Below are 19,282 nucleotides of genomic sequence, written 5' to 3'. Positions count from 1 at the left end.
ACGACGCAGATACGCCTGCGACACCCGCGAAGCCTGGCGGTCCGCCTGGCCGCTCTGCTGAGCGTCACGGCTTGCACCAGCCACCGGGCTCAGGCTAAATCACCGCGCAGCAGCGGCCCCGTAGCTCAGCAGGATAGAGCACCAGATTCCTAATCTGGGGGCCACAGGTTCGAATCCTGTCGGGGTCGCCATAACTCTCTGAAATCATTGATCAATCTGTGACGCCTGTTAACCACGTTTTGGAAATAGGTTCATTCTAGGTTCACGATTTGCTCTATTGGGCAGGAAATTTTGGTAGGAGGCTATGACAAGACACAATTTCACTGATCGCTGGCTCATGCATGTGAGGCCAAAAAACAAGCAAGACGAGTTTATAGATACTTCGTGTCCGAACTTACGGCTGCGTGTCGGGAAGAGATCAAAGACCTTCTCCGTGATGATCGGCGAGAGCCATGAGCGCCGGCGAATTACCCTTGGTAAATATCCTTCGTTATCACTTTCGAGGGCGCGACAGATGGCTCTGGACACCGCCGAAGCCCCTCGCCTCCACGGCGTATGTCCAAAGCAGATAAAATTTGGCACGGTCAAAGATCTATTTGAGTTTGTGATCCGGTGCATGGATGAAGAAGGAAAATCCTCGGAAAATAACCGGCTGTATCTGCTGGACGCGCCTCATGCTGCTGTTCATTTTTTGGGACCTGACACTCTGGCGCGAAACGTCCGGCCTGCTGATGCCACCGCATGGCTGCGGGAGATTCATAAACGGGGAGTCAAAACAACTCATCCACGCGCTTACCTGTCTGCGGCATTCGGTCGCGGCATCGCTGCAGACAATGACCCGACGAAAGAAATAGAAGGCACGCTCTTCGGTATCGAAGGCAATCCGGTGACGGCAGTCGGCGGCCGTGTCAGTTCAAACGCCAGGGACCGAAAACTGTCTCTGGAAGAAGTCAAAATATTCTGGGATGAGTTTCCAGGTTATGCCTCTCCCGCCATTGTCGCGGCGGCGAGAATGATAATCGCGATGGGCGGTATCCGTGTCACGGAAGTCATCAACAGCAAGAAAGATTGGTGGCATGAAAAGCGGACAACACCCTTGTTGCGCATTCCTAAAACAAAAAACGATACTACTCACGATCTACCGCTGACCGCTCACGCAATTTCGATACTGAAAGAAGCCAAAGCCTCGTCACATCCAGATTCTGAATATTTGTTTCAGCATACTACTGAGCCGCTCGAACCGGTCACGCCCAACGCCGTGGCGAAGGCAGTTCGCAAGTTCTGCGATGAAACAGAATTTGAAAGATTTCAACCGCGCGACTTGCGCAGAACAATGAAATCGCATCTGCTGGATCACGAAGATGACCTGCGGGAGGAATGGATAGATATCTGGCACAACCACGGGCAGAACGCTTCGGTTGCTCGGAAGCATTACGATCGAGCCGAATACAGGCGGGTAAAGAGTAAAGTTGCCGCAGCGGTCGATGACATTTTGATAAACGCCCATTCGTAACTAGTCGGTGTTTGTTTTTTCACATAAGCAGACATCGGAATCTAGGTACTTGAGAGCCCGATTGGCTCCAAAGAGACATCGATCGTCCTGGGTCAAACGGCAGGTTCATCCCGGAAGTGGACATTGGCCGCCCGTCAGGAAGTTCCTAAAACCGGACATAAGGGGACCTGCCTATTTTGTGTCCGAGATGAATAGCGCAGTTTGTTGGCAAACTCGTTTCAAAGGAGCGCGTCATGACCCTGGAATTGCTGACTAAATTTTTTGCCTGGTTCACCCTCATCAATTACGCGCTGCTTCTCGTGTCATGGCTCGCCATGCTGGTGATGCGCGACTTCGTTGTGAGTATCCACAACGCGACGATGCGCGTCCCGGAAATCGAATTGCCTCGTCTCTACTTCCAGTTCTTTGCCTTTTACAAGGTCCTGATTCTGACATTCGGGCTCGTCCCTTATCTCGTATTGAGATTTGTTTTGTAGCGCCTCAGGCCCGGGTGCTTAGCTGGTTGAGATAGCGATCCAGATCGCAACGGCGAAGAGGCTGACCGAGAAGAACACCCGCGCCGTAAATGATGTTCGCCAGGTCTCGATGCCGTCCCCAATGCGGGTTCCCATAAAGACGAGGGCCAAGTGAACCAAAGTGGCAATGCCAATGTGAAGGGCACCCAGGGTCAGGATTTGCCACCAGATTGAACCAAGGGTCGGGTCTGTGAATTGTCCGATCACAACGGCATAGAAGACCAGCGCTTTGGGATTCAAGAGGTTCGCTATGAACCCGCGGCGGAACCCTTTTTCCTGCAGCCCGGTCGCTGGCGTGGCCGAGCCATTTTCCGCGAAGGCTTGCCAGGCGAGCCAGATCATAAAGAGCACACCGCCCCAACGCAGGGTCTCGTACAAGATCGGGTAACCCGCCATCACAGCTGAAAGGCCGGTTGCGGCGACAAGTACCTGCACCGCCAGTCCTAACGCGATCCCGAGAACAGCGGTCAAACCGACCCGCGCGCCGTGCCGCGCCGAGAGCAAAGTAAGCCACCCCATATTTGGACCGGGCGTGAGCTCAATCAACAGCATTGCCAATAAGAATGTCGGCCAATCGACATTTAAAAACAGTTCCAATTGATCTCCTGCGCCAAGATTGCTGCGCTCAAGCCGATAAAACAGATTGCCCAGCTTGCATGGCGACAAAAACCGCGACGACCAATATCATCAATGCAAAAGCCGTTCTGGCGATCTTCAGCCGACTTGCGAGCCACTTGGATAGGAAGATACCCAACATGCCGCCAAAGGCGCCTCCGCCCAACAAAAACAAAACGAGCCGACCGTCTACCATGCCCGATATGGCATAATTGGCTGAAGTGGCGGCGCCAAACAGCGCCACCGAGACGAGCGATGAGGCGGTGGCGTTCGTCATCGTCATGCCGACCGCCAACATCAAACCCGGAACGATCAAGAACCCGCCACCGATCCCGAAAAATCCTGCTGCCGTTCCGACAACGAGCCCAATAGGCGCGAGTTGCAAAACCATTGCGGGGGTCAGGGTCACATCCGGGTCGCCTGCAGTTTTCGGCCTGCGAAACATTGACAGAGCAATCATCGCCATTGCCATCGCGAAACCCAACAGCAACCAATCCCCTTGCGTGACCTTTGCCAGGCTCGATCCCAGGATTGACCCAATCAGGCCTGACATCGCAAAGACAATGGCGCAGGGCCATTTCACGCGGCCGCCGCGCCAATGCCCAAACAGGCTCACCAGCGCGATCGCAGCGACTGCGGCGGCGGATGTTCCGATCGCGATGTGGGGGTCGTCAACGCCAACAACATAAAGCAGCAAGGGTGCTGCCAGCACAGAGCCGCCACCGCCAAACGTCCCGAGGAACAGGCCGACAATTGCTCCGCTTAACAAAGCCAGGAGGATGATATGCGGGGTTAGCTCAATCATCGGTGGATCAGACAGACGGGCGCCGGTTCCAGGGCATCGCTTGTAAGAGCGTCGCCATCCCGCACCAACCGCTCAGTCCGGCGAACATGAGGCCGGCACCGACAAAAGCAGACACACCAAACCAGGCGGGCGCCACGAACCATCCCATCAGAACGCCGAAAAAGACCAGACTGCCGGCTGTGATTTGCACTTGGCGATTGATCTCTAACGGCGCTTTGGCATCCTTCGCGGTTGGCAAGCCGTGCGAACGCCAGGCGTCGAGGCCGCCTTCCAGCATGAAGGCTTCTCCTTCAACACGGTGGGCCAGCACGGCGCAATTGGTGTCTGTCCGCATGCCGGACTTACAGTGGAATATCGCGTGTTGATCGGCGTCGAGTTTAAGGTCGGCCTCGTTCAGTGCCGATACGGGCAGCGAGATCGCGCCCGGAATATGTTCCCGCGCATATTCATCGGGCTCGCGAATATCGATCAGCACGGCTTCGCCTGATTTGACGCGGTCGGCCGTGTCTTGCGGTGTCAGTTTCGTAAGTGTGCTCATTCCAGCATCTCCGGGCAGTATATTTTCATCAAAGTTTCGATCACGTCGCGAACCGCAAGATCTGCCAATCGGTAATAGATCGTTTGACCCTCTCGGCGGGTTTCAACGAGCTTGCGCTCGCGCAGCACCGCAAGATGTTGCGAGAGGGCGGATTGCGACAGGCCAGCATCGGCCTGCAACTCTCCAACCGAGGCTTCCGAGGCCCCCAAGCGACACAGCACCATCAGGCGGTGCGGATTTGACATCGCCTTTAACAGACTTGCCGCCACTTCGGCTTTCGCCTCGAAAATGCTGGGATCGAGCAGTTCAGTCGTGTTCTTCATGCATCTTATGTATAAGGTGTTGCTAATTTAGCAAGTACTAATATATAAGAAAAAGAGGAGACCCAACATGATCCAAGTCGAAGCTTACTTTGATGACCCAACAAATACGGTGACCTATCTGGTTGAAGACGTCGCGACCAAGCACGCCGTTTTGATCGATCCTGTCCTGGATTATGAGCCACATCGTGCGGCTCTCACGACAGCGTCGGTTGACCGTATTCTGTCTGACATTCGTGCGCGCAAGTTGGAATTGACCTGGGTATTGGACACCCACGCCCATGCCGATCATTTATCGGCGGCTGATTATGTTAGAACTGAAACCGGCGCAAAAATGGGAATCGGCGCCAGGATTACCGATGTTCAGAAGCTGTTTGGGCCCGTGTTCAATGCGCGTGACGTTTGCGCGAACGGGAGCGTGTTTGATGCCCTTTTCGAAGATGGCGATGAAATTCCACTCGGATCCACTTCGATCAAGGTCTTGCATACTCCCGGTCACACGCCAGCTTGCGTGACGTTCATCATCGGAGATGCAGCCTTTGTCGGGGATACGCTCTTCATGCCAGATTACGGAACGGCGCGCGCAGACTTTCCTGGCGGCGACGCGCGCACCCTGCATCAATCCATTCAAAAAATTCTGTCACTTCCGCCGGAAACGCGAATTTTTGTCGGACACGATTACTCGCCAGAGTCGCGAAACCATGTGGCCTGGGAAAGCACAGTCGCTGAGCAATTGGCGTCCAATGTGCATCTCGACGGTTCGGACGAAAATGCCTTTGTTGCCATGCGCGAGGCCCGCGACGCGACCCTCAAAGCGCCACGCCTGATCTTACCCTCTTTGCAAGTAAACATTCGCGGCGGAGCGCTGCCGCCAGCTGAATCCGATGGCCACACCTACCTGAAGCTACCGATCAATCGGATTTAGGTCACTTTGACTAGAGTCGCCGATGAGGATCTTAACGTCTCCTTTTGCTCGCATAGCTGCCGTAGGACGCACAAAGCCAACGGCCGTCCACGTCGCTCATAGGTCAAGCATCAATTTGGGTCCGGATCCCTAGTTACAGTCGTATAGATCCAGCCGTATTGCTCTTTTTACTTTAGTAGCGTGCTCTTCAAAAACACCCGCATCGCTGGCAAATTCCTCCCATCGCGACACTGCTTCACGTACCTGCTCGACAATCTGCTTCGCACGCCCTGCCTTCACACCCCCAATGACCGCCAGCGCAATCAAATCACTCAGTTCAAAATCATCCCGTTTCCCGTTGACACTCATCTGATGCTTGCCCGTCCAGGCACCGCCGGGATTGTAGGAATACGCGACGTCATAAGCGGGTGAAAGAGACCACTTCCCTGCCCGGTCCATCAAAAAGGCAATGTTCTTTACATGGTCGTCCTGATTGCGGGCGATCACGTTAAAGACGGTGCGCCGAAACTGTTCCTCGATCTCGCCCATGGATAGATCGAGCCGGATCGTGGCCTGCAATGCCTGCTCGTATGAATAAGAGGCAGGCTGATTATAATCATAGTGCATGAGTGCTCCAAGAGTTTGCACATGCAGCTTGTCACCATCAACGGTTCGGTCAAATCGCTGCGTCATAAAATGCGAGCGCCCACCTTCCTTGTGCAGCCTGCATGGCATCATCTGGATACCTGCCTCTACCGCCATCAGGTGGTAAGCATACTCGATCAAGCCATAGCCTTTAGGATCAACGAGCTCCTTGTCCTTGTTGTCATCAATACCATCAAATTTCATGAGCCAGGCGGTGTAGCCTTCTTCCAGATCTACCTGACCTGATCGAAACTCATTAGTCTCTTCGTTCCAGGCGAGAATGGCTTTAGCACGGGCTCCGCCTGCGGATGTTCCGACACGGAGAATATCTTCGATCGTTTCATGATCATCTTCGCCGGTAAATACACCACGCAAATTCTGCCGGTCGTTCAGGACCTGATTGGTAAGATCGACCAACGCATCGATCTTGAGAACGCGTTCTTTGCGCCTCCCGCGCTCGAAGCCGGGACGAAATTCCAACGCACCCATGCCGCGCGTACCAATATAGCGCAGCCGTTCCACGGGATTCATGCTGCCGGGCTCTCGCCCCTGTGTCGCAAGCCAGGCATCGATCATGGCATTGCCGAATTTATCCGGCAGGGAGTCCGACAGAAGCCCCGGCAGGCCCTTAAAGGTGTCATAGGCCAGTTCTGGAAATTCATAAGGTTGCGGGCGCAGGGGCATTTCCAGGGGAGACACTTCGATTCCGCTCTGCGCAAACTCACCCGTATACTGAAAAATCCCGATGTTTCTGTCAGCGATCCACGAGACGGCACCGATCTCTGTCCCCCATAGCAGGACGCGGGCATCGGTCATTCTATGGCATCCTTCTCATCGCCCCATTGCCAGGTTCGTGTGTCTGCAGTTTCTTCTTTTCTTGGACTACTGGCATGCTTGCGTTCCTGGCCGGCAAATTTGACGCGATCAATCGGCCTGATTTTGGGATCTGGCAGCATGGATTTGAGGTGGCTGGTGAGACCAAGGGCCCGCATCACCCGAATGATGGTTTCAAAAGAAACCCCTTCGCCATTTTCCAATCGGGAAATCGTTCGTCGGGCAACGCCGGCTTCTTTAGCGAGCGTCGTCTGATTGATATTCTGGCTCAATCTGATCTCTGCCAAACGCGCGCACAGGTCCGATTCCACCAATTCAGCGGGAGCTAGGTTATAATCTGGATTTTGCGCCATATTTGTCTCAAAATATACTGAAAATTGCTTCTTTGATCAATATATGGCTCAATATCATAAATTTCAATGAATTATTTATTTTGAGACATATATTGAACTAAATTCGCAGAAATACGGTAGTTTGATCAATTTATTGATCAAACTATGTATATACTATAGACGCACTAACCACCAAGATATTTTGCCTTGAGTCGGCCCCTCTAAGAGGCCAATCCGCTGGCTTCAACAATCCTGGCTTTCCAGGCGATGACTTCACGCTCGATCCAGAGCGAGGCGCGTCCAACCTTCACCGGCTTGGGAAAGGGCATCACCTCATCATGCATCAGCTTGTAGACCATCGCCTGACTGACACCGATCGACGCCATCACTTCCTGCAATTTTAGAAAACGACCGAACGGATCAAGGGCTGCTTCTGATACAGATGAATCACGCTCAAGTGTTTGTTCGGTGAAAGACATGGTTCAACACCCAATGAACTATGAGGCACGCGCGCCAGCTTCAGGCCTTGATCTAGTCCAGACCAACACACCTTTATTATCCTCGTGCTTCTCAAAGAACGCCGCTCGGATCGGTTTGGCAAAACTTGGATCGTCGAGTTCGACACTCAGGAATTCGCTCGCCTTATCGCCTTTGCCTTTGGCGCGCCAGGCCGCTCCGAGTTCCGCCCCACCCGCGTAAATCCGGAAATCAGGCGCCTTGTCGTTGCCGTTCTTGTCATTGGGAACAAATGTCGATTTGACATTGATGGTCATGGTACGGATCGTGCCTGTATAGCCTTTCTCCGTTTTGCTGAATGTGCCAATGGTTGCCATGATATTACTCCTTTACTGGTGGCTATGAACTTGATTGCTGACGCTCCTTTTGCGCCCGCTTAAAACCGCTATCGCTTGCGAGAAAGGCTTCGACCATGGACGGGACCAGCGCTGAGGGCTGTTCTTCCTTGCCGTAAATATCCGCATAGATTTCTGCATATGCCTGCAGGTCGTTGAACACGTGGGGCGAAACAGAAATCGTCAGTCGTTTCATTTCCCGGTCGGGAAGCTGTTTCAGTTTGATCGTCATTTAGAAGGTCCTCTGTAAGGGGCCAGGTTTAAATCCTGGGTCACTATGATCTGGAAGGCCCAGCCGGGCCGCACCGTCAGGGTCGGTTTTATGTTGAGCTGGCGGCGGATGAGTTGCTGTCCCGCATCATTGGTGGTGCCCTGCAAACCTTCGCGCAAAGCACGGGCAATATCATCTTCGTCGTCACCAATAGCGAGTTCGGCACCCACACCAAGAACCGTGGAGAGAATGCCGGCGCGCACCAGTTCGCCCGTGTGATTGTCGATGCGGTCGGTGAGACCCGCGTAACCTGAAAGGTCAGCTGCTGCGAGATTGGCGAGATCGATCGATGTCCCGTCTGGATTTATAATCCGTGACCAGGTGATGAAGACCCGGCGCTGACCGAAATCGATACCGCTGTCATAAGCACCAATAATCCGGGCCCCTTGCGGGATCAGAACATGATCCCCGGTGGCACTGTCATAGACGTTCTGGGTCACTTGGGCGATGGCGGGGCCCGGCAAATCAGAATTGATCCCGGTCAACAGGCTTGCCGGGATCAGCGTGCCAGCTTTTATCGAGGAGGCACTTGTCCCGTGGGAGGTGCCCTTCTCACCAAGCGCTTCTGCAATCAGACGTTCAGCATCAATCGTCTTCCCTTGAGAGTTGCTGCTCGAAAAAAACAGCGCCGATTGATTGGCGTCGCCGCGACGAGATGTCACACCATATCGCCGTCTGGTCAGGCCATGATTTGGTTGTGTTTTAGCTGATGGTTGTTCCGTCGTTTCAACAGGCTCCCCGGTATCCTGTGTCACAGCCGCCGAAACTTGCACCTGCCGCGCCATCATGTTTGCATGCTCGCCATAATTTGACGGCAAGTCAGCCAAGCGATCGGAAACCGGTTTGTTGCTGACATTGTAGAGTTCGGTTGATGTGGACTCCCCCCGCGCAGATGGCGGATTGATGGTGACCATGAACGCCATCACAACGATCATTACGAAAATTGTTGTTGTGATGATAATCGCCCGTTTGCTCAAGCGCGTCACCGGCTGCGGTTTTGCCCGCAAGGCAAAGTCTTCAACCTCACTCATGGGCGCCCTCCACCCGTTTAATCGCCACTATCACCTGGTCTTCTGTACCCAGCCGTAATTCCGCATGGTCGAACAGCCGGTCGACCACATAGTAGCGCCCAAGCACCCGGTAATTGACGAGTTCAGGTTCCTTGCTGCTGCCAATAATGAACAAAGGCGGCGTTTCAGACGTGTCCACAGTTGACGGAAATTCGATATAGGTTTTCATCGCATCGTCGAAGACACGGGCTGGCCGCCAGCGCGGCCTCGGCCCCGAAATCTCATAGTGGAAATTGAGGTCAGCAGGATCGAGAGTCCTGACGTTACGCATCGACCCTTCTTCGACCACCATATGCGGGTCAGCAGGATAGGCCCAGGAGAGCGCCGCCATATAGGTCTCCCGGAAACTCCGCATCTCAACAAGATAAGTCCGTTTTGAGGTAGTGATCACCAGATTGGTGGAAAGGCCGGGGCTGACGGGCTTTACCAGAATCTGCACTTGAGTACTGGCACCTGCACCACTCACCGTATCACCGACAATCCAGCGGGCCGTATCACCGGCAGAAACCGAAACGAGGCTTTCGCCGCGCTCCAGCGAAATCACCGACACCTGCCCGGGGGCGGTATAAAGCTGATAGAGGGCTCCCGGCGTATAGGGATAAATCTGGACGGCATTCACATAGTTTTCGAGGCCGGGCTCAACTTTCGCCGCTTTATTTGCCCGCTCAATCCGTTGCCAGGGCTGCGCTTTTACATCGGCCTCATGGCGTACTTCATGGGGATCATGGGGCCTGATCACTCGTGCTGACGAAGTTTCGGTCACTGGCAATTCAATGACAATTGGCTCGGTAGTTTGCTGTGCCTCACTAGAGGTGACACTTGTGGTCGTACAGGCAGTAAGAACCAACAAAGAAACCAGCGAAACAAACGCTCTCATGATCCGTCTCCCGGTTGAAAGTCTCGGGCCCAGTCGAGACCATGGACATAAATACCAAGCGGATTGCGCCGCAACGTGTCGGCATCGCGCGGCGGTTTCACCACAACCGTCAGACTTGCCGTATAGCGCTCGGCTCGTTCGACACGGCCAAAACGGAATTCTGTTTCCTGCCAGCGCACATCGAAACTGTTATCGCTGGAGCGCACCACACTGATGATTTCCACAGAGACGCTGCGTTCACCGATTTCAGCGAACGGGTCGTGTTCGCGGGCATAGTCGTTGAGGGTCGCTGCGGCACGGTCCGTCGTATAGTCGTAAGCTGCAAGCCAGTTCTCGCGGACAACCACAGGATCAATCGAAACAGCGCGGGTCTTTCTGATAAACTCTGCCAGATGCCAGGCAATCTGGGCATCTCTCGGCTCATAGGTCTCCGTTGCCGGCGCAACAGCACGGGTGCGCCCTGCATCACTCACTTCAACAACGTAAGGCGTCACGATTGACCGGCTGCCCTGCCAGACAACTGCCAACGCTAACCCAAAGGCAAATAGTATCATGGCGAACGCCGTAAGGCGCCAGTTACGGGCCTGCACCCGTGCCGAGCCAAGCCGCTCGTCCCAGACCTGCCCCGCTTTCTGATACGGGGTTTCAGGGACCGGGCTTTCGCCATAGTGATTTTGTGGCCGCTTGAATTTCATGGGGCTCCTCCATCGTTGAGACGCGGTCCTTCACCGCCACCAGGGCGATCGCCCATGGCAACAGTTTGCGTAGTCGCAAGACCGGCATCGCGCATTGTCTGTTCACGGCGTAAATTACTCGCCCAGTTGGGAGGTGACGATGTTACCCCCGTGACCGGCATCGGCTTGCCGTTGAGCTTGCCGCCCGTATCGGCAAAGGCGGCCTTCGCCCCCGACTGAAAGGCTTCTTCCGGCTTGCCGAGCGCCGCACTCGCCATCGATTTGAGGCGGGAACTGGCGCTCGCCGCTCCGGCAGCAACCGTGGACTTTGCACCCGAAAGCGTTGCTGCAGCTCCCGTATTGCCGGCGCTGCCAAGGGTGTAGGCGGTATGCGCCCCGCCGGCGAGCGACGCCCCGGCGCGCACTGCGCCATGACCACCCGCCATGGCAGCACGCATGCCCATCACGCCAAGGGCACCGCCTGCCGCAATACCGGCGCCAGCACCAAGGGCTGTACCAACAGCTGCCCCTGCCCCGAGCTGAGGTGCACCAGAAACGAGGCCAGTTGCGATACCAGGTCCAAAGATCCCAAGTGCCAACAACGACAACGATGCGAGGATCGTTGCTGCCGCCTGCTGCAGGGTCACATCACCCGGCGTGAAGGCGGACGTTACAGATGAAAAGATCGTCGAGCCGATCCCGACAATCAGGGCAAGGACCATCAATTTGATACCGGAGGAAATCACATTGCCGAGGACTTTTTCAGCGAGGAAGGCTGTTTTGTTCCATAACGCAAAGGGGACCAGCACAAAGCCTGCGAGGGTCGTCAGCTTGAACTCAATGATGGTGACAAAGAGCTGTATTGCGAGAATGAAGAAGGCGAGGAGCACGATCAGCCAGGCGAGCATGATGATGAAGATCGCGATCGCATTGGCAAAGATGTCAGGGAATCCGGCCAGTGCATTTGCTTCATCAAGCAGCGGTATTGCCGCTTCAAAGCCGGTATTGGCGACAAATCCCGGCTTCAGGAGATCAGCTGCGGTGATACTGGTGCCTGTTGCCTTCAGGCCCAATGCCGCAAAACTGTCGAAAATCACCGTAGCCAGGAATTGAAAATTATTGAGGATGAAGGCGAAGGCGCCAACATAAAGGACCTTTTTCACAAATTGACCGATGACATTGGCTTCGCCGTTCATCGACCAGAAAAGACCCGCAAGCACAATATCGATGGTAATCAGCGCCGTGGTCAGAAAGGCGACATCGGCCGAGAGCAAGCCGAAGCCTGAATCGATATAGGTCGAGAAAACGGCTGTAAACTGATCAATGACGCCGAGATCGTCCATCATTCGGCCTCCTTATAGGCCGTACCGTCACCGACAAACTTTGAGAAGCGTGCGCGGGCGATCTCTTCTGCGTCAACAGCGCGTGCCCGTTCCAATGCTTCTGCCCGGTATTGACTTGCGATCAGAACCTGCTGCTGCATCAACTGTTTGGTCTGCAGCGCCACAAGCTGGTTTCCGGCCTGCGTCACCTGCAGATTGCCGCTGGCGGTCTGGCTTTCGGTGATCAGGCGATCAAGGGTTGAGCGGTCGGCATTGACGGCATCGGCTATCTGCGCCTGCACAAGCAATGTGTCCCCATAAGCACGGCGTGCCGCTTGCCATTGTGCCCGCGCGGCAACCATCGCCTTGTCCCGACCGATCACGACATAGTCGTCAGGATAAAGCTCGGCATAGGCGGATTCCATCTCTGCAACTGACATGGCAATCGAATTGGCGTTCCTGATCAGCTGTTCGATCTCGGCGAGTTTCTGGTCAACGATTGCGCCGGCTGAAAAGTCTAACCTAGTCAGGTCTTCGGCCTGATTGGCGAGCATGCGGATATCGTTTTCCAACTGCCGGATCTGATTATTGACCTGCTCCACATTGCGGATCGCGGTGATCAGGTTCTGCCGGTAATTGGTCGGGTCAAAAACGATCCCATTGCCAAACTGGGCAATCGCTGGCTGGATCGATAACACAGCAAATAGGCCAATAATGATCAGTTTACGCATGGGTACTCTCCTCTTTACATCGTCCAGCAAACAATTGAGCGGCCCAGCTGAGCCCATGATGTTCCAGCCATTTCTCCGGAAATCCGGCCCCTCCGTGCTGCGCCAGAACAGCATCGATTTCCTGCTGCGCTGTCGCCGACGACGCGCCGCAAAAGGCGAGTGCGACCTCACCCAATGTGAGGTCGAACAGGCGATTGCCATCGGATGACTGATAGTAGTAGTCCCGTTTCGGCGCTGCACTGGCGATGATCTCGATCTGACGTTGGTTGAGACCGAATCGCTCATAGGTTTCCTTTGCCGTCTGTTCCACGGCTGCTGAGTTTGGCAGGAAGATTCGGGTTGGACAGGCGTCAATCAATGCCGGAGCAATCGTGCTCATTGCCACATCGGCAAGCGACTGGGTCGCAAAAATCACCGAGACATTCTTTTTGCGGAGGGTTTTGAGCCATTCGCGGATTTTGCCGGCAAAGACGGGATGGTCGAGGAAGAGCCAGGCTTCATCTAGTATGAGCAAGGAAGGTGACCCACGAAAGCGTTCCTCCAGCCGGTGAAACAAGAGGTCGAGGACCGGCAGGACAAGACGCTTTGTCTGCATCAGCCGGTCCATTTCAAAACCGGTGACGCGGGCAAAGCCGATCTCTTCGCAGTCACTGTCGAGCACGGCCCCGAATGCGCCTTCCAGCGTGAAGGGCTGCAACGCCGTCCTGATGGCCTGATCCTGCACCAGCAATGACAGGCCGGTCAGGGTACGTTCATGTTCCGGCACATCGGCAAGAGCGTTAAGTGCGGTCCAGAGAAGGTCCTTCTGTTCAGGCGTTACCTCTAGCCCCTCGCCGGTCAGCAGTAAAAGCAGCCAGTCGAGGGCCCAGCCGCGATGGCTATCATGATCAACGGATTTCAGCGGCTGCAGGGCAATATCATCGGGTTCGGCCACATCAAGCCAGGTACCGCGCAGTCCCAGAACCATGGCTCTTGCCGAGGCGCCCTTGTCGAAGAAGAACACCTGCGCACCCTCATAGCGCAGGAATTGCGCCATAAGCAGATTAAGCAAAACGGACTTTCCAGCACCGGTCGGGCCGACCACCATCATATGACCCACATCGCCCTGATGCGTGACGAGACGGAACGGGGTCGCCCCTTCTGTCGCCACCTGCATCACCGGTGGTCCTGCAAGATGGGCGTTTTCTTGCGGTCCGGCCCAGACGGCGGAGAGCGGGCAGAAATGGGCAAGGTTCAGCGTATGGATCAGGGGCTGGCGCACATTGGCGTAAGGCTGACCCGGCAGGGAGCCGAGCCAGGCATCAACCGCATTGACGGTCTCGTTGATGGTGACGAAACCCCTGGCATTGAAGAGTTCAGCGACCTTGGCGATGCGGGCTTCCGCAACATCAGCGTCGTTCTCCGCCACAACAACGCTCGTCGTGACAAAGCCGAAGGAGACCGCATCGCTCCCCAAGTCCTGCAGGGCAAGATCGGCATCTGCCGCCTTGTTTTCAGCATCGCTGTCGAGCAGCTGGGCTGGTTCCTGAAACACCGCTTCACGCAACAGGGACAAAACAGATTTGCGTTTGGCGAACCAGTGCCGCCGGGCTTTTTCGAGCGCCACTTGCGCGTCCCGTTTATCGAGGGCAATAAATCGTGTCATCCAGCGATAAGGAAAGCCAAGATGATTGAGGGCGTCGAGCAGGCCGGGCTCGCCTGTCCCCGGTAGTCCCAATATTGTCAGCACACGCAAATGCCGGTCGCCCAGTTTCGGCTCTAGCCCGCAGGTGAGTGCCTCGTCGGCGACGAGACAATCGAGATAGGCCGGGACGTCCGGCACATTTACATTATGTTTTTTGGATGAGATGCCGTCATGCAGATAGGTCAGTGTTTCCCGGTCATCGAGTTCCGCGACCAGCGGCATGGCACCGTTCAGAAGATCAATCGCCTGTCGCACCTGATCGGTAAATTCTGTGAGATGATCTTGCCAACCAGTGGCGGTACTCTCATCGCTGCGATCAAGCAGCAGAGAGTCAAGACGGCTGGTCCGGTCTTCCGGCGGCAGATACTGAAACGTCAGATAGAATGAGCTTTCAAAATACCGTCCGTCCCGTTCAAATCCTGCCCGGCGTTCTTCATCAATCAGCCAGGCAAGCGGCTGATCAAAATGCGATGCCGGATAGTCCGGAGCCGCGACCCGCGCCGCCTCAAAATAAAGTGACCAGCCTGTGCCAAACCGGCGCAGCACATTATTGATCCGTGCTGTGACAGAGACCATCTCTTCCGCTGTGGCGCTTGCCAGATCAGGCCCACGATAGCGCAGCGTCTTCTGGAAACTGCCATCCTTGTTGAGAACCACGCCGGGCGCGACCAGAAATCCCCAGGGCAGATAGTCTGCAAGGCTTTTGGGGCGCGATTGGAACTCTGCAAGGTTCAGCATGAGAGATACCCCTTGTGTCTTATGTGCCTTGTCGCGGTTTCAAAGAATTGCGGATCGCGTTTTGTCATCCAGACGGCAATCCCTTGAACCACAAACCAGTAGACGATCCCGAGTATCCATAATTGCAGACCGAGACCGAGGCTTGCCGCGAGCGTGCCATTGAGAATGGTGACCGCACGAGGCGCGCCGGCAATCAACACCGGCTCGGAAAGGGAGCGGTAGACAGGCACCACATATCCGTCAGGTAATTCCATCAGACTAAAGCTCCGCCGCCGAATGAAAAGAAAGTCAAAAAGAAGCTGGTTGCGGCAAAGGCAATTGACAGACCAAAAACGATCTGGATCATCCGCCGTGCGCCGCCTGACATATCGCCGAACGCCATGGTGAGGCCGGTGATCACAATGATGATGACCGCGATCACACGAGCAACTGGCCCCTCAATTGAATCAAGGATCGACTGCAACGGCCCTTCCCAGGGCATGCCGGACCCAGACGCATAAGCAGGTTCCAACAAGACAAAGAACAGCAGAAGCAAAATACATAAAGAGCGGATCATGAACGGGTCTCCTTTTGATCGATCAGGGTGAGTGCCGATGGCATGGCGTCCTCGGTGACAAATTCTTCGAGAGCGGTGAGACCGGTGACGCGTTTCAATTCAGTAAGCCGCCTGCCGCTGCCGGTTTTTTTGAGGAAGGCAATCATATCGACGGCTTCAGCAATGAGGCTGCGTGGTGGCGACGTGGTGGCTTCTCCGCAAAGCTGTTCGAGCCGTACAAGCGCGCCATCAGCGGAGTTTGCATGCAGGGTTGCGACGCCACCCGGATGACCGGTGTTCCAGGCTTTTAAGAGATCGAGCGCTTCTGCCCCCCTCACCTCACCAATGATGATCCGGTCGGGCCGGAGCCTTAGCGAAGACCGCACAAGATCGCACATACTGACAATATTGGTAACGGTTCTGAGCTGCACATGGTCCTGTGCCGTGCATTGCAGTTCCCGCGTGTCCTCAATCAGCACCAACCGTTCCCCAGTCAAAGTAAACTCATGCAACAGCGCATTCGCAAGCGTGGTTTTCCCGGACCCTGTGCCCCCTGCAATCACGATATTCTGTTGGGTTGCCACAGCCTTCCGCAAGATCGTTGCCTGCATTGGTGTCATCACTTCTCGCTCAACAAATTCCTCGACCGAGAATACGCGGGCTGCCGGTTTGCGGATCGCAAAACAGGGCGCCGGGGCAGCCGGTGGTAACAGGCCTTCGAAGCGTTCGCCGCTTCCGGGCAACTCGGCACTGACAACGGGCGCTGAGGGCGTGCAGTCCGTTCCCACATGACTTGCCACCAGACGGATGATCCGTTCTGCCTGGGTCGAAGGCAGTTTCGCCACCTTTTCGCGTCCGCCTCTTCTTGTTTCAACCCAGAGGCTGCCGTCAGGATTGGCCATAACTTCCTGTGTGTCCGGATCATTAAGCGCGTTTGCAATCTCCGGCCCGAACGCCGTTGTGAGCATGGCAATGTGTCGATCATGACTACTCATGCCGGCACCGCCATTTTTTCTGGTGTTGCAATGTCACCGTCGAGACCGGCAAGCAGATCATCAAGACCGTCGCCACTGTCAAACACCATGTCGGTCAGGGAGACGTTGCTGCGCAATCGCTTGGCAAGCTCGCTCAAAAAATGATCATAGCGTTTGAGGCCAAGCGCCTTGGCGGCATCCTGATTGTCCCTTGGCATGGACGGCGTGATGGTCATGAAAAACTGGATAAACAATCCGAGGGTTTCGGTCGCGACCAGTTGGTCGTCGGCAAGCCGCCGGTTCACCTTGGTCATGGCATTGAGGCGGCGCTCCATCAGCGAGATGCGGTCGTCGCCGGACGGATCGAGATAGGCGCGGATCGCTTTGTCAGCGATATCGGAGCGCACGCCATATCGTCCGCCTGCGGCATGATTCAGCAATCGTTCCGCATCAGAGGTGAGCCGCAGCGTGTGGCGGGATTTACGGGGCCGCTCAGTCAAGGCTGCCTCCCAGGTCCGGCAGGTCGTCCCCATCAAAACGGCTCAGAAACTTTGACGTCATAGCGTCATACGCCACAATCTCGCGCGTGCGCTCTCGGCCCTGTTGCTGTTGCGCGGGCTCTTGCGCAACGATGGTATCTTGTCCAATCTCTCGAGCCCGTTCCTGATCAACGATACCGGCATTTGTTCCCTGCCAGCGATTGCCCGAACCGGCACCAGCACACACCGCGCTGGAAGAGGCAGCTGAGACAGGCGGCTTGCAGCGGCGCGACACAAAATTCCGGTCCTTAAAATAGCGTACTTTCTTTGCCCGGATGGGTTTCTTGCCGCCGACCATGATGATCGCTTCATCTGAAGGCAGCTGCATTAGTTCGCCAGGCGTCAGGAGCTGCCGCTGAGTCTCCTGAGTCGAGACCATCATGTGACCGAGCCAGGGGGCGAGCCGGTGCCCAGCATAATTGCGCTGATGGCGCTGCTCGGTCGTCGCCCCAAGCGCGTCTGAGATGCGCTTCGCGGTCCGCTCATCATTGGTCGCAAAGGCGATCCGCAAATGACAATTGTCGAGGATTGCGTTGTTCGGCCCATAGGCCTTTTCGATCTGGTTGAGAGATTGGGCGATCAGATAGGCCTTGATGCCATAACCGCCAATGAAGCTGAGGGCCGATTCAAAAAAGTCGAGCCGCCCTAGGGACGGAAACTCGTCCAGCATCAACAATAAATCATGCGGCTTTTCAGCATCGTGCTTTTCGGTGAGCCGCCGCAGGACTTGATTTAGGACCATACGGATCAGGGGCCGGATGCGGCCATCGTCCGACGGCGGCGCCACCAGATAGAGCGAGATATTGTCTGCGTTTATTGCAATATCATCAATTGAAAAATCAGACGAAGACGTGACAGTACTCAGGATCGGGTCCCGGAAATGGCTGAGGGTGGTCATCGCGGTTGAAAGAACTCCGGAGAACTCATTGGGCGACATGTTCTGGGCCTGACGCGCACCCATGGCGACAATGTCATGGGGCCGGTCACCGAGATGGTTGGTCGTGCGCATCGCTTCCAGCATCTCTTCCGCCGAACACTCCGGATTGGAGAGAAACCGCGCCACACCGTGCAGAGTCTTGTCCTCTTCTGCATAAAGAACATGCAGGACCGCCGCTGTCAGTAGATCGTAGCTGGTCTTGTCCCAGTGGTTGCGCTCAGGTTTCGATCCGTTCGGGTCAATCAGGATATCGACAATGTTCTGGGTATCCTGCAGCTCATGGATGCCTTTGCGGATTTCCATCAGCGGATTGAACTTCGCAGAAGCAAGGTCCGTCGGATCAAAACGGTAGCAGCGCGAGAACTTTGCGCGCCAGCCTGCCGTCAGTTGCCAGTTCTCGCCTTTCAGATCATGAATAATGGCGCTGCCGGTCCAGGAGAGAAGCGTGGGCACCACAAGGCCAACGCCCTTGCCCGACCGTGTTGGCGCAAAAGCCATAACATGCTCTTCGCCATCATGGCGCAGATAATGTTTTCCCCACTGACCGAGGATCACACCCTCGTTGCTGAGCAGGCCGGAATTGCGGATGTCTTTTTTTGAGGCCCAATTGGCGGAGCCATAGGTTGTGACCTCTTTCGGCTGCCGGGCGCGTAACACCGAACCCACAATAGCGGCCGCAACCCCCGCAAGGCCTCCCGAGGCGGCAATCGCCGCGCCTTTCAGGAAAACGAGCGGCGCAGCCGCCTCAAAGTGCACCCACCAGATGAAGAATTCCCAGGGGTAATAGACAGGCAACCGGAAAATCTCGAACCAGGGCAGCCCGAGCCGGTCGGCATAACCGAACTGGCCTGCCGTCCACTGGGTTGCCCACCAGATCATCAGGAGGGCAAGGCTCAAAGAGATCAGTATCTGGCCAAAAAGTATTTTTGTTGGTGTCATGATCATCTGCCTCCCGCTTTATTGCGAATTGATCCTGCAGCGGATGATCATCAAAAAATTCAGTTTTGCCTAGGGTCTTTTCTGACCCTTTCTGGTCCCGGCTGACCCTCTCACGCCCC

Annotated in this window: 23 protein-coding genes and 1 tRNA gene; 4 read left to right on the top strand and 20 right to left on the bottom strand. The window is 55.5% G+C overall.

The features are described from left to right. Positions 1 to 114: 114 nt before the first annotated feature. The 3 genes from RAL90_RS04540 to RAL90_RS04530 all read left to right on the top strand — a co-directional run bounded on the left by RAL90_RS04540 (position 115) and on the right by RAL90_RS04530 (position 1,989). Positions 115 to 191: transfer RNA gene (locus RAL90_RS04540), tRNA-Arg, on the top strand. 113 nt (positions 192 to 304) lie between these two features. Next, the gene (locus RAL90_RS04535) at positions 305 to 1,513 is read left to right on the top strand and encodes a tyrosine-type recombinase/integrase (RefSeq protein ID WP_372340403.1); all 1,209 of its coding nucleotides are present in this window, start codon (positions 305 to 307) and stop codon (positions 1,511 to 1,513) included. A gap of 233 nt (positions 1,514 to 1,746) precedes the next feature. After that, entirely contained in the window at positions 1,747 to 1,989 is a 243-nt protein-coding gene (locus tag RAL90_RS04530; RefSeq protein WP_306253334.1) for a DUF6868 family protein, read from the top strand. A gap of 18 nt (positions 1,990 to 2,007) precedes the next feature. On the opposite strand, the gene RAL90_RS04525 is transcribed toward RAL90_RS04530, so the two are convergent. The 4 genes from RAL90_RS04525 to RAL90_RS04510 are packed head-to-tail and all read right to left on the bottom strand — an operon-like array spanning position 2,008 to position 4,309. Next, entirely contained in the window at positions 2,008 to 2,625 is a 618-nt protein-coding gene (locus RAL90_RS04525; protein ID WP_306253333.1) for a LysE family translocator, read from the bottom strand. 28 nt (positions 2,626 to 2,653) lie between these two features. Then, complete coding sequence (locus tag RAL90_RS04520; RefSeq protein ID WP_306253332.1) at positions 2,654 to 3,448, bottom strand: sulfite exporter TauE/SafE family protein; 795 nt, start codon at positions 3,446 to 3,448, stop codon at positions 2,654 to 2,656. Between the two features lie 7 nt (positions 3,449 to 3,455). Then, complete coding sequence (locus RAL90_RS04515; protein ID WP_306253331.1) at positions 3,456 to 3,986, bottom strand: rhodanese family protein; 531 nt, start codon at positions 3,984 to 3,986, stop codon at positions 3,456 to 3,458. Continuing rightward, positions 3,983 to 4,309: a helix-turn-helix transcriptional regulator gene (locus RAL90_RS04510; RefSeq protein WP_306253330.1), complete on the bottom strand. Its 327-nt coding sequence runs from the start codon at positions 4,307 to 4,309 to the stop codon at positions 3,983 to 3,985. Before RAL90_RS04510 ends, RAL90_RS04515 begins: the two co-directional genes overlap by 4 nt. A gap of 67 nt (positions 4,310 to 4,376) precedes the next feature. Here RAL90_RS04510 and RAL90_RS04505 point away from each other — a divergent pair, with 67 nt between their 5' ends. Further along, positions 4,377 to 5,231, top strand: coding sequence for an MBL fold metallo-hydrolase (locus RAL90_RS04505; protein ID WP_306253329.1), 855 nt, complete (start codon positions 4,377 to 4,379; stop codon positions 5,229 to 5,231). Positions 5,232 to 5,360: 129 nt separating this feature from the next. Here RAL90_RS04505 and RAL90_RS04500 read toward each other — a convergent pair whose 3' ends face one another. The 16 genes from RAL90_RS04500 to traG all read right to left on the bottom strand — a co-directional run bounded on the left by RAL90_RS04500 (position 5,361) and on the right by traG (position 19,163). Next, complete coding sequence (locus RAL90_RS04500) at positions 5,361 to 6,671, bottom strand: type II toxin-antitoxin system HipA family toxin (protein WP_306253328.1); 1,311 nt, start codon at positions 6,669 to 6,671, stop codon at positions 5,361 to 5,363. Further along, positions 6,668 to 7,042, bottom strand: a complete 375-nt coding sequence (locus RAL90_RS04495) for a helix-turn-helix transcriptional regulator (RefSeq protein WP_306253327.1) — start codon at positions 7,040 to 7,042, stop codon at positions 6,668 to 6,670. The genes RAL90_RS04500 and RAL90_RS04495 overlap by 4 nt, the downstream gene beginning before the upstream one ends. A gap of 200 nt (positions 7,043 to 7,242) precedes the next feature. Further along, positions 7,243 to 7,500 carry an AlpA family transcriptional regulator gene (locus RAL90_RS04490; RefSeq protein WP_306253326.1) on the bottom strand — a complete coding sequence of 86 codons (258 nt, stop codon included), beginning with the start codon at positions 7,498 to 7,500 and terminating at the stop codon, positions 7,243 to 7,245. Positions 7,501 to 7,518: 18 nt separating this feature from the next. Beyond that, entirely contained in the window at positions 7,519 to 7,854 is a 336-nt protein-coding gene (locus RAL90_RS04485; RefSeq protein ID WP_306253325.1) for a DUF736 domain-containing protein, read from the bottom strand. A gap of 22 nt (positions 7,855 to 7,876) precedes the next feature. Continuing rightward, entirely contained in the window at positions 7,877 to 8,104 is a 228-nt protein-coding gene (locus RAL90_RS04480; protein ID WP_306253324.1) for a DUF2274 domain-containing protein, read from the bottom strand. Then, positions 8,101 to 9,174, bottom strand: a complete 1,074-nt coding sequence (locus tag RAL90_RS04475; RefSeq protein WP_306253323.1) for a TrbI/VirB10 family protein — start codon at positions 9,172 to 9,174, stop codon at positions 8,101 to 8,103. Before RAL90_RS04475 ends, RAL90_RS04480 begins: the two co-directional genes overlap by 4 nt. Beyond that, on the bottom strand, positions 9,167 to 10,090 hold the full coding sequence (trbG, locus tag RAL90_RS04470; RefSeq protein WP_306253322.1) for a P-type conjugative transfer protein TrbG: 924 nt from the start codon (positions 10,088 to 10,090) through the stop codon (positions 9,167 to 9,169). The genes RAL90_RS04475 and trbG overlap by 8 nt, the downstream gene beginning before the upstream one ends. Further along, the gene (gene trbF, locus RAL90_RS04465; protein ID WP_306253321.1) at positions 10,087 to 10,785 is read right to left on the bottom strand and encodes a conjugal transfer protein TrbF; all 699 of its coding nucleotides are present in this window, start codon (positions 10,783 to 10,785) and stop codon (positions 10,087 to 10,089) included. The genes trbG and trbF overlap by 4 nt, the downstream gene beginning before the upstream one ends. Continuing rightward, complete coding sequence (gene trbL / locus RAL90_RS04460) at positions 10,782 to 12,107, bottom strand: P-type conjugative transfer protein TrbL (protein ID WP_372340428.1); 1,326 nt, start codon at positions 12,105 to 12,107, stop codon at positions 10,782 to 10,784. The genes trbF and trbL overlap by 4 nt, the downstream gene beginning before the upstream one ends. Then, positions 12,107 to 12,817, bottom strand: coding sequence for a P-type conjugative transfer protein TrbJ (trbJ, locus tag RAL90_RS04455; RefSeq protein WP_306253319.1), 711 nt, complete (start codon positions 12,815 to 12,817; stop codon positions 12,107 to 12,109). The genes trbL and trbJ overlap by 1 nt, the downstream gene beginning before the upstream one ends. After that, positions 12,810 to 15,239, bottom strand: coding sequence for a conjugal transfer protein TrbE (trbE, locus tag RAL90_RS04450; RefSeq protein WP_306253318.1), 2,430 nt, complete (start codon positions 15,237 to 15,239; stop codon positions 12,810 to 12,812). Before trbE ends, trbJ begins: the two co-directional genes overlap by 8 nt. Continuing rightward, positions 15,233 to 15,493, bottom strand: a complete 261-nt coding sequence (locus tag RAL90_RS04445; RefSeq protein ID WP_306253317.1) for a VirB3 family type IV secretion system protein — start codon at positions 15,491 to 15,493, stop codon at positions 15,233 to 15,235. The genes trbE and RAL90_RS04445 overlap by 7 nt, the downstream gene beginning before the upstream one ends. Then, positions 15,493 to 15,795 (bottom strand): TrbC/VirB2 family protein, encoded by a 303-nt coding sequence (locus tag RAL90_RS04440; RefSeq protein WP_306253316.1) that lies wholly within the window; start codon positions 15,793 to 15,795, stop codon positions 15,493 to 15,495. The genes RAL90_RS04445 and RAL90_RS04440 overlap by 1 nt, the downstream gene beginning before the upstream one ends. Continuing rightward, entirely contained in the window at positions 15,792 to 16,769 is a 978-nt protein-coding gene (gene trbB / locus RAL90_RS04435; protein ID WP_306253315.1) for a P-type conjugative transfer ATPase TrbB, read from the bottom strand. The genes RAL90_RS04440 and trbB overlap by 4 nt, the downstream gene beginning before the upstream one ends. After that, entirely contained in the window at positions 16,766 to 17,248 is a 483-nt protein-coding gene (locus RAL90_RS04430; RefSeq protein ID WP_306253314.1) for a hypothetical protein, read from the bottom strand. Before RAL90_RS04430 ends, trbB begins: the two co-directional genes overlap by 4 nt. Then, positions 17,241 to 19,163 (bottom strand): IncP-type conjugal transfer protein TraG, encoded by a 1,923-nt coding sequence (gene traG, locus RAL90_RS04425; protein WP_306253313.1) that lies wholly within the window; start codon positions 19,161 to 19,163, stop codon positions 17,241 to 17,243. The genes RAL90_RS04430 and traG overlap by 8 nt, the downstream gene beginning before the upstream one ends. Between the last annotated feature and the right edge of the window lie 119 nt (positions 19,164 to 19,282).

The organism is Parvularcula sp. IMCC14364, assembly GCF_030758415.1.
In the GTDB taxonomy this organism is placed as follows: Bacteria; Pseudomonadota; Alphaproteobacteria; order Caulobacterales; family Parvularculaceae; genus Aquisalinus.
This window is presented reverse-complemented; position numbering and strand designations above follow the sequence as displayed.

Coding starts and splice junctions, on each gene's coding strand:
- RAL90_RS04535 (WP_372340403.1), top strand. CDS start 305: ATGACAAGACACAATTTCACTGATCGCTGGCTCATGCATGTGAGGCCA.
- RAL90_RS04530 (WP_306253334.1), top strand. CDS start 1,747: ATGACCCTGGAATTGCTGACTAAATTTTTTGCCTGGTTCACCCTCATC.
- RAL90_RS04520 (WP_306253332.1), bottom strand. CDS start 3,448: ATGATTGAGCTAACCCCGCATATCATCCTCCTGGCTTTGTTAAGCGGA.
- RAL90_RS04515 (WP_306253331.1), bottom strand. CDS start 3,986: ATGAGCACACTTACGAAACTGACACCGCAAGACACGGCCGACCGCGTC.
- RAL90_RS04510 (WP_306253330.1), bottom strand. CDS start 4,309: ATGAAGAACACGACTGAACTGCTCGATCCCAGCATTTTCGAGGCGAAA.
- RAL90_RS04505 (WP_306253329.1), top strand. CDS start 4,377: ATGATCCAAGTCGAAGCTTACTTTGATGACCCAACAAATACGGTGACC.
- RAL90_RS04500 (WP_306253328.1), bottom strand. CDS start 6,671: ATGACCGATGCCCGCGTCCTGCTATGGGGGACAGAGATCGGTGCCGTC.
- RAL90_RS04495 (WP_306253327.1), bottom strand. CDS start 7,042: ATGGCGCAAAATCCAGATTATAACCTAGCTCCCGCTGAATTGGTGGAA.
- RAL90_RS04490 (WP_306253326.1), bottom strand. CDS start 7,500: ATGTCTTTCACCGAACAAACACTTGAGCGTGATTCATCTGTATCAGAA.
- RAL90_RS04485 (WP_306253325.1), bottom strand. CDS start 7,854: ATGGCAACCATTGGCACATTCAGCAAAACGGAGAAAGGCTATACAGGC.
- RAL90_RS04480 (WP_306253324.1), bottom strand. CDS start 8,104: ATGACGATCAAACTGAAACAGCTTCCCGACCGGGAAATGAAACGACTG.
- RAL90_RS04475 (WP_306253323.1), bottom strand. CDS start 9,174: ATGAGTGAGGTTGAAGACTTTGCCTTGCGGGCAAAACCGCAGCCGGTG.
- trbG (WP_306253322.1), bottom strand. CDS start 10,090: ATGAGAGCGTTTGTTTCGCTGGTTTCTTTGTTGGTTCTTACTGCCTGT.
- trbF (WP_306253321.1), bottom strand. CDS start 10,785: ATGAAATTCAAGCGGCCACAAAATCACTATGGCGAAAGCCCGGTCCCT.
- trbL (WP_372340428.1), bottom strand. CDS start 12,107: ATGGACGATCTCGGCGTCATTGATCAGTTTACAGCCGTTTTCTCGACC.
- trbJ (WP_306253319.1), bottom strand. CDS start 12,817: ATGCGTAAACTGATCATTATTGGCCTATTTGCTGTGTTATCGATCCAG.
- trbE (WP_306253318.1), bottom strand. CDS start 15,239: ATGCTGAACCTTGCAGAGTTCCAATCGCGCCCCAAAAGCCTTGCAGAC.
- RAL90_RS04445 (WP_306253317.1), bottom strand. CDS start 15,493: ATGGAATTACCTGACGGATATGTGGTGCCTGTCTACCGCTCCCTTTCC.
- RAL90_RS04440 (WP_306253316.1), bottom strand. CDS start 15,795: ATGATCCGCTCTTTATGTATTTTGCTTCTGCTGTTCTTTGTCTTGTTG.
- trbB (WP_306253315.1), bottom strand. CDS start 16,769: ATGAGTAGTCATGATCGACACATTGCCATGCTCACAACGGCGTTCGGG.
- traG (WP_306253313.1), bottom strand. CDS start 19,163: ATGACACCAACAAAAATACTTTTTGGCCAGATACTGATCTCTTTGAGC.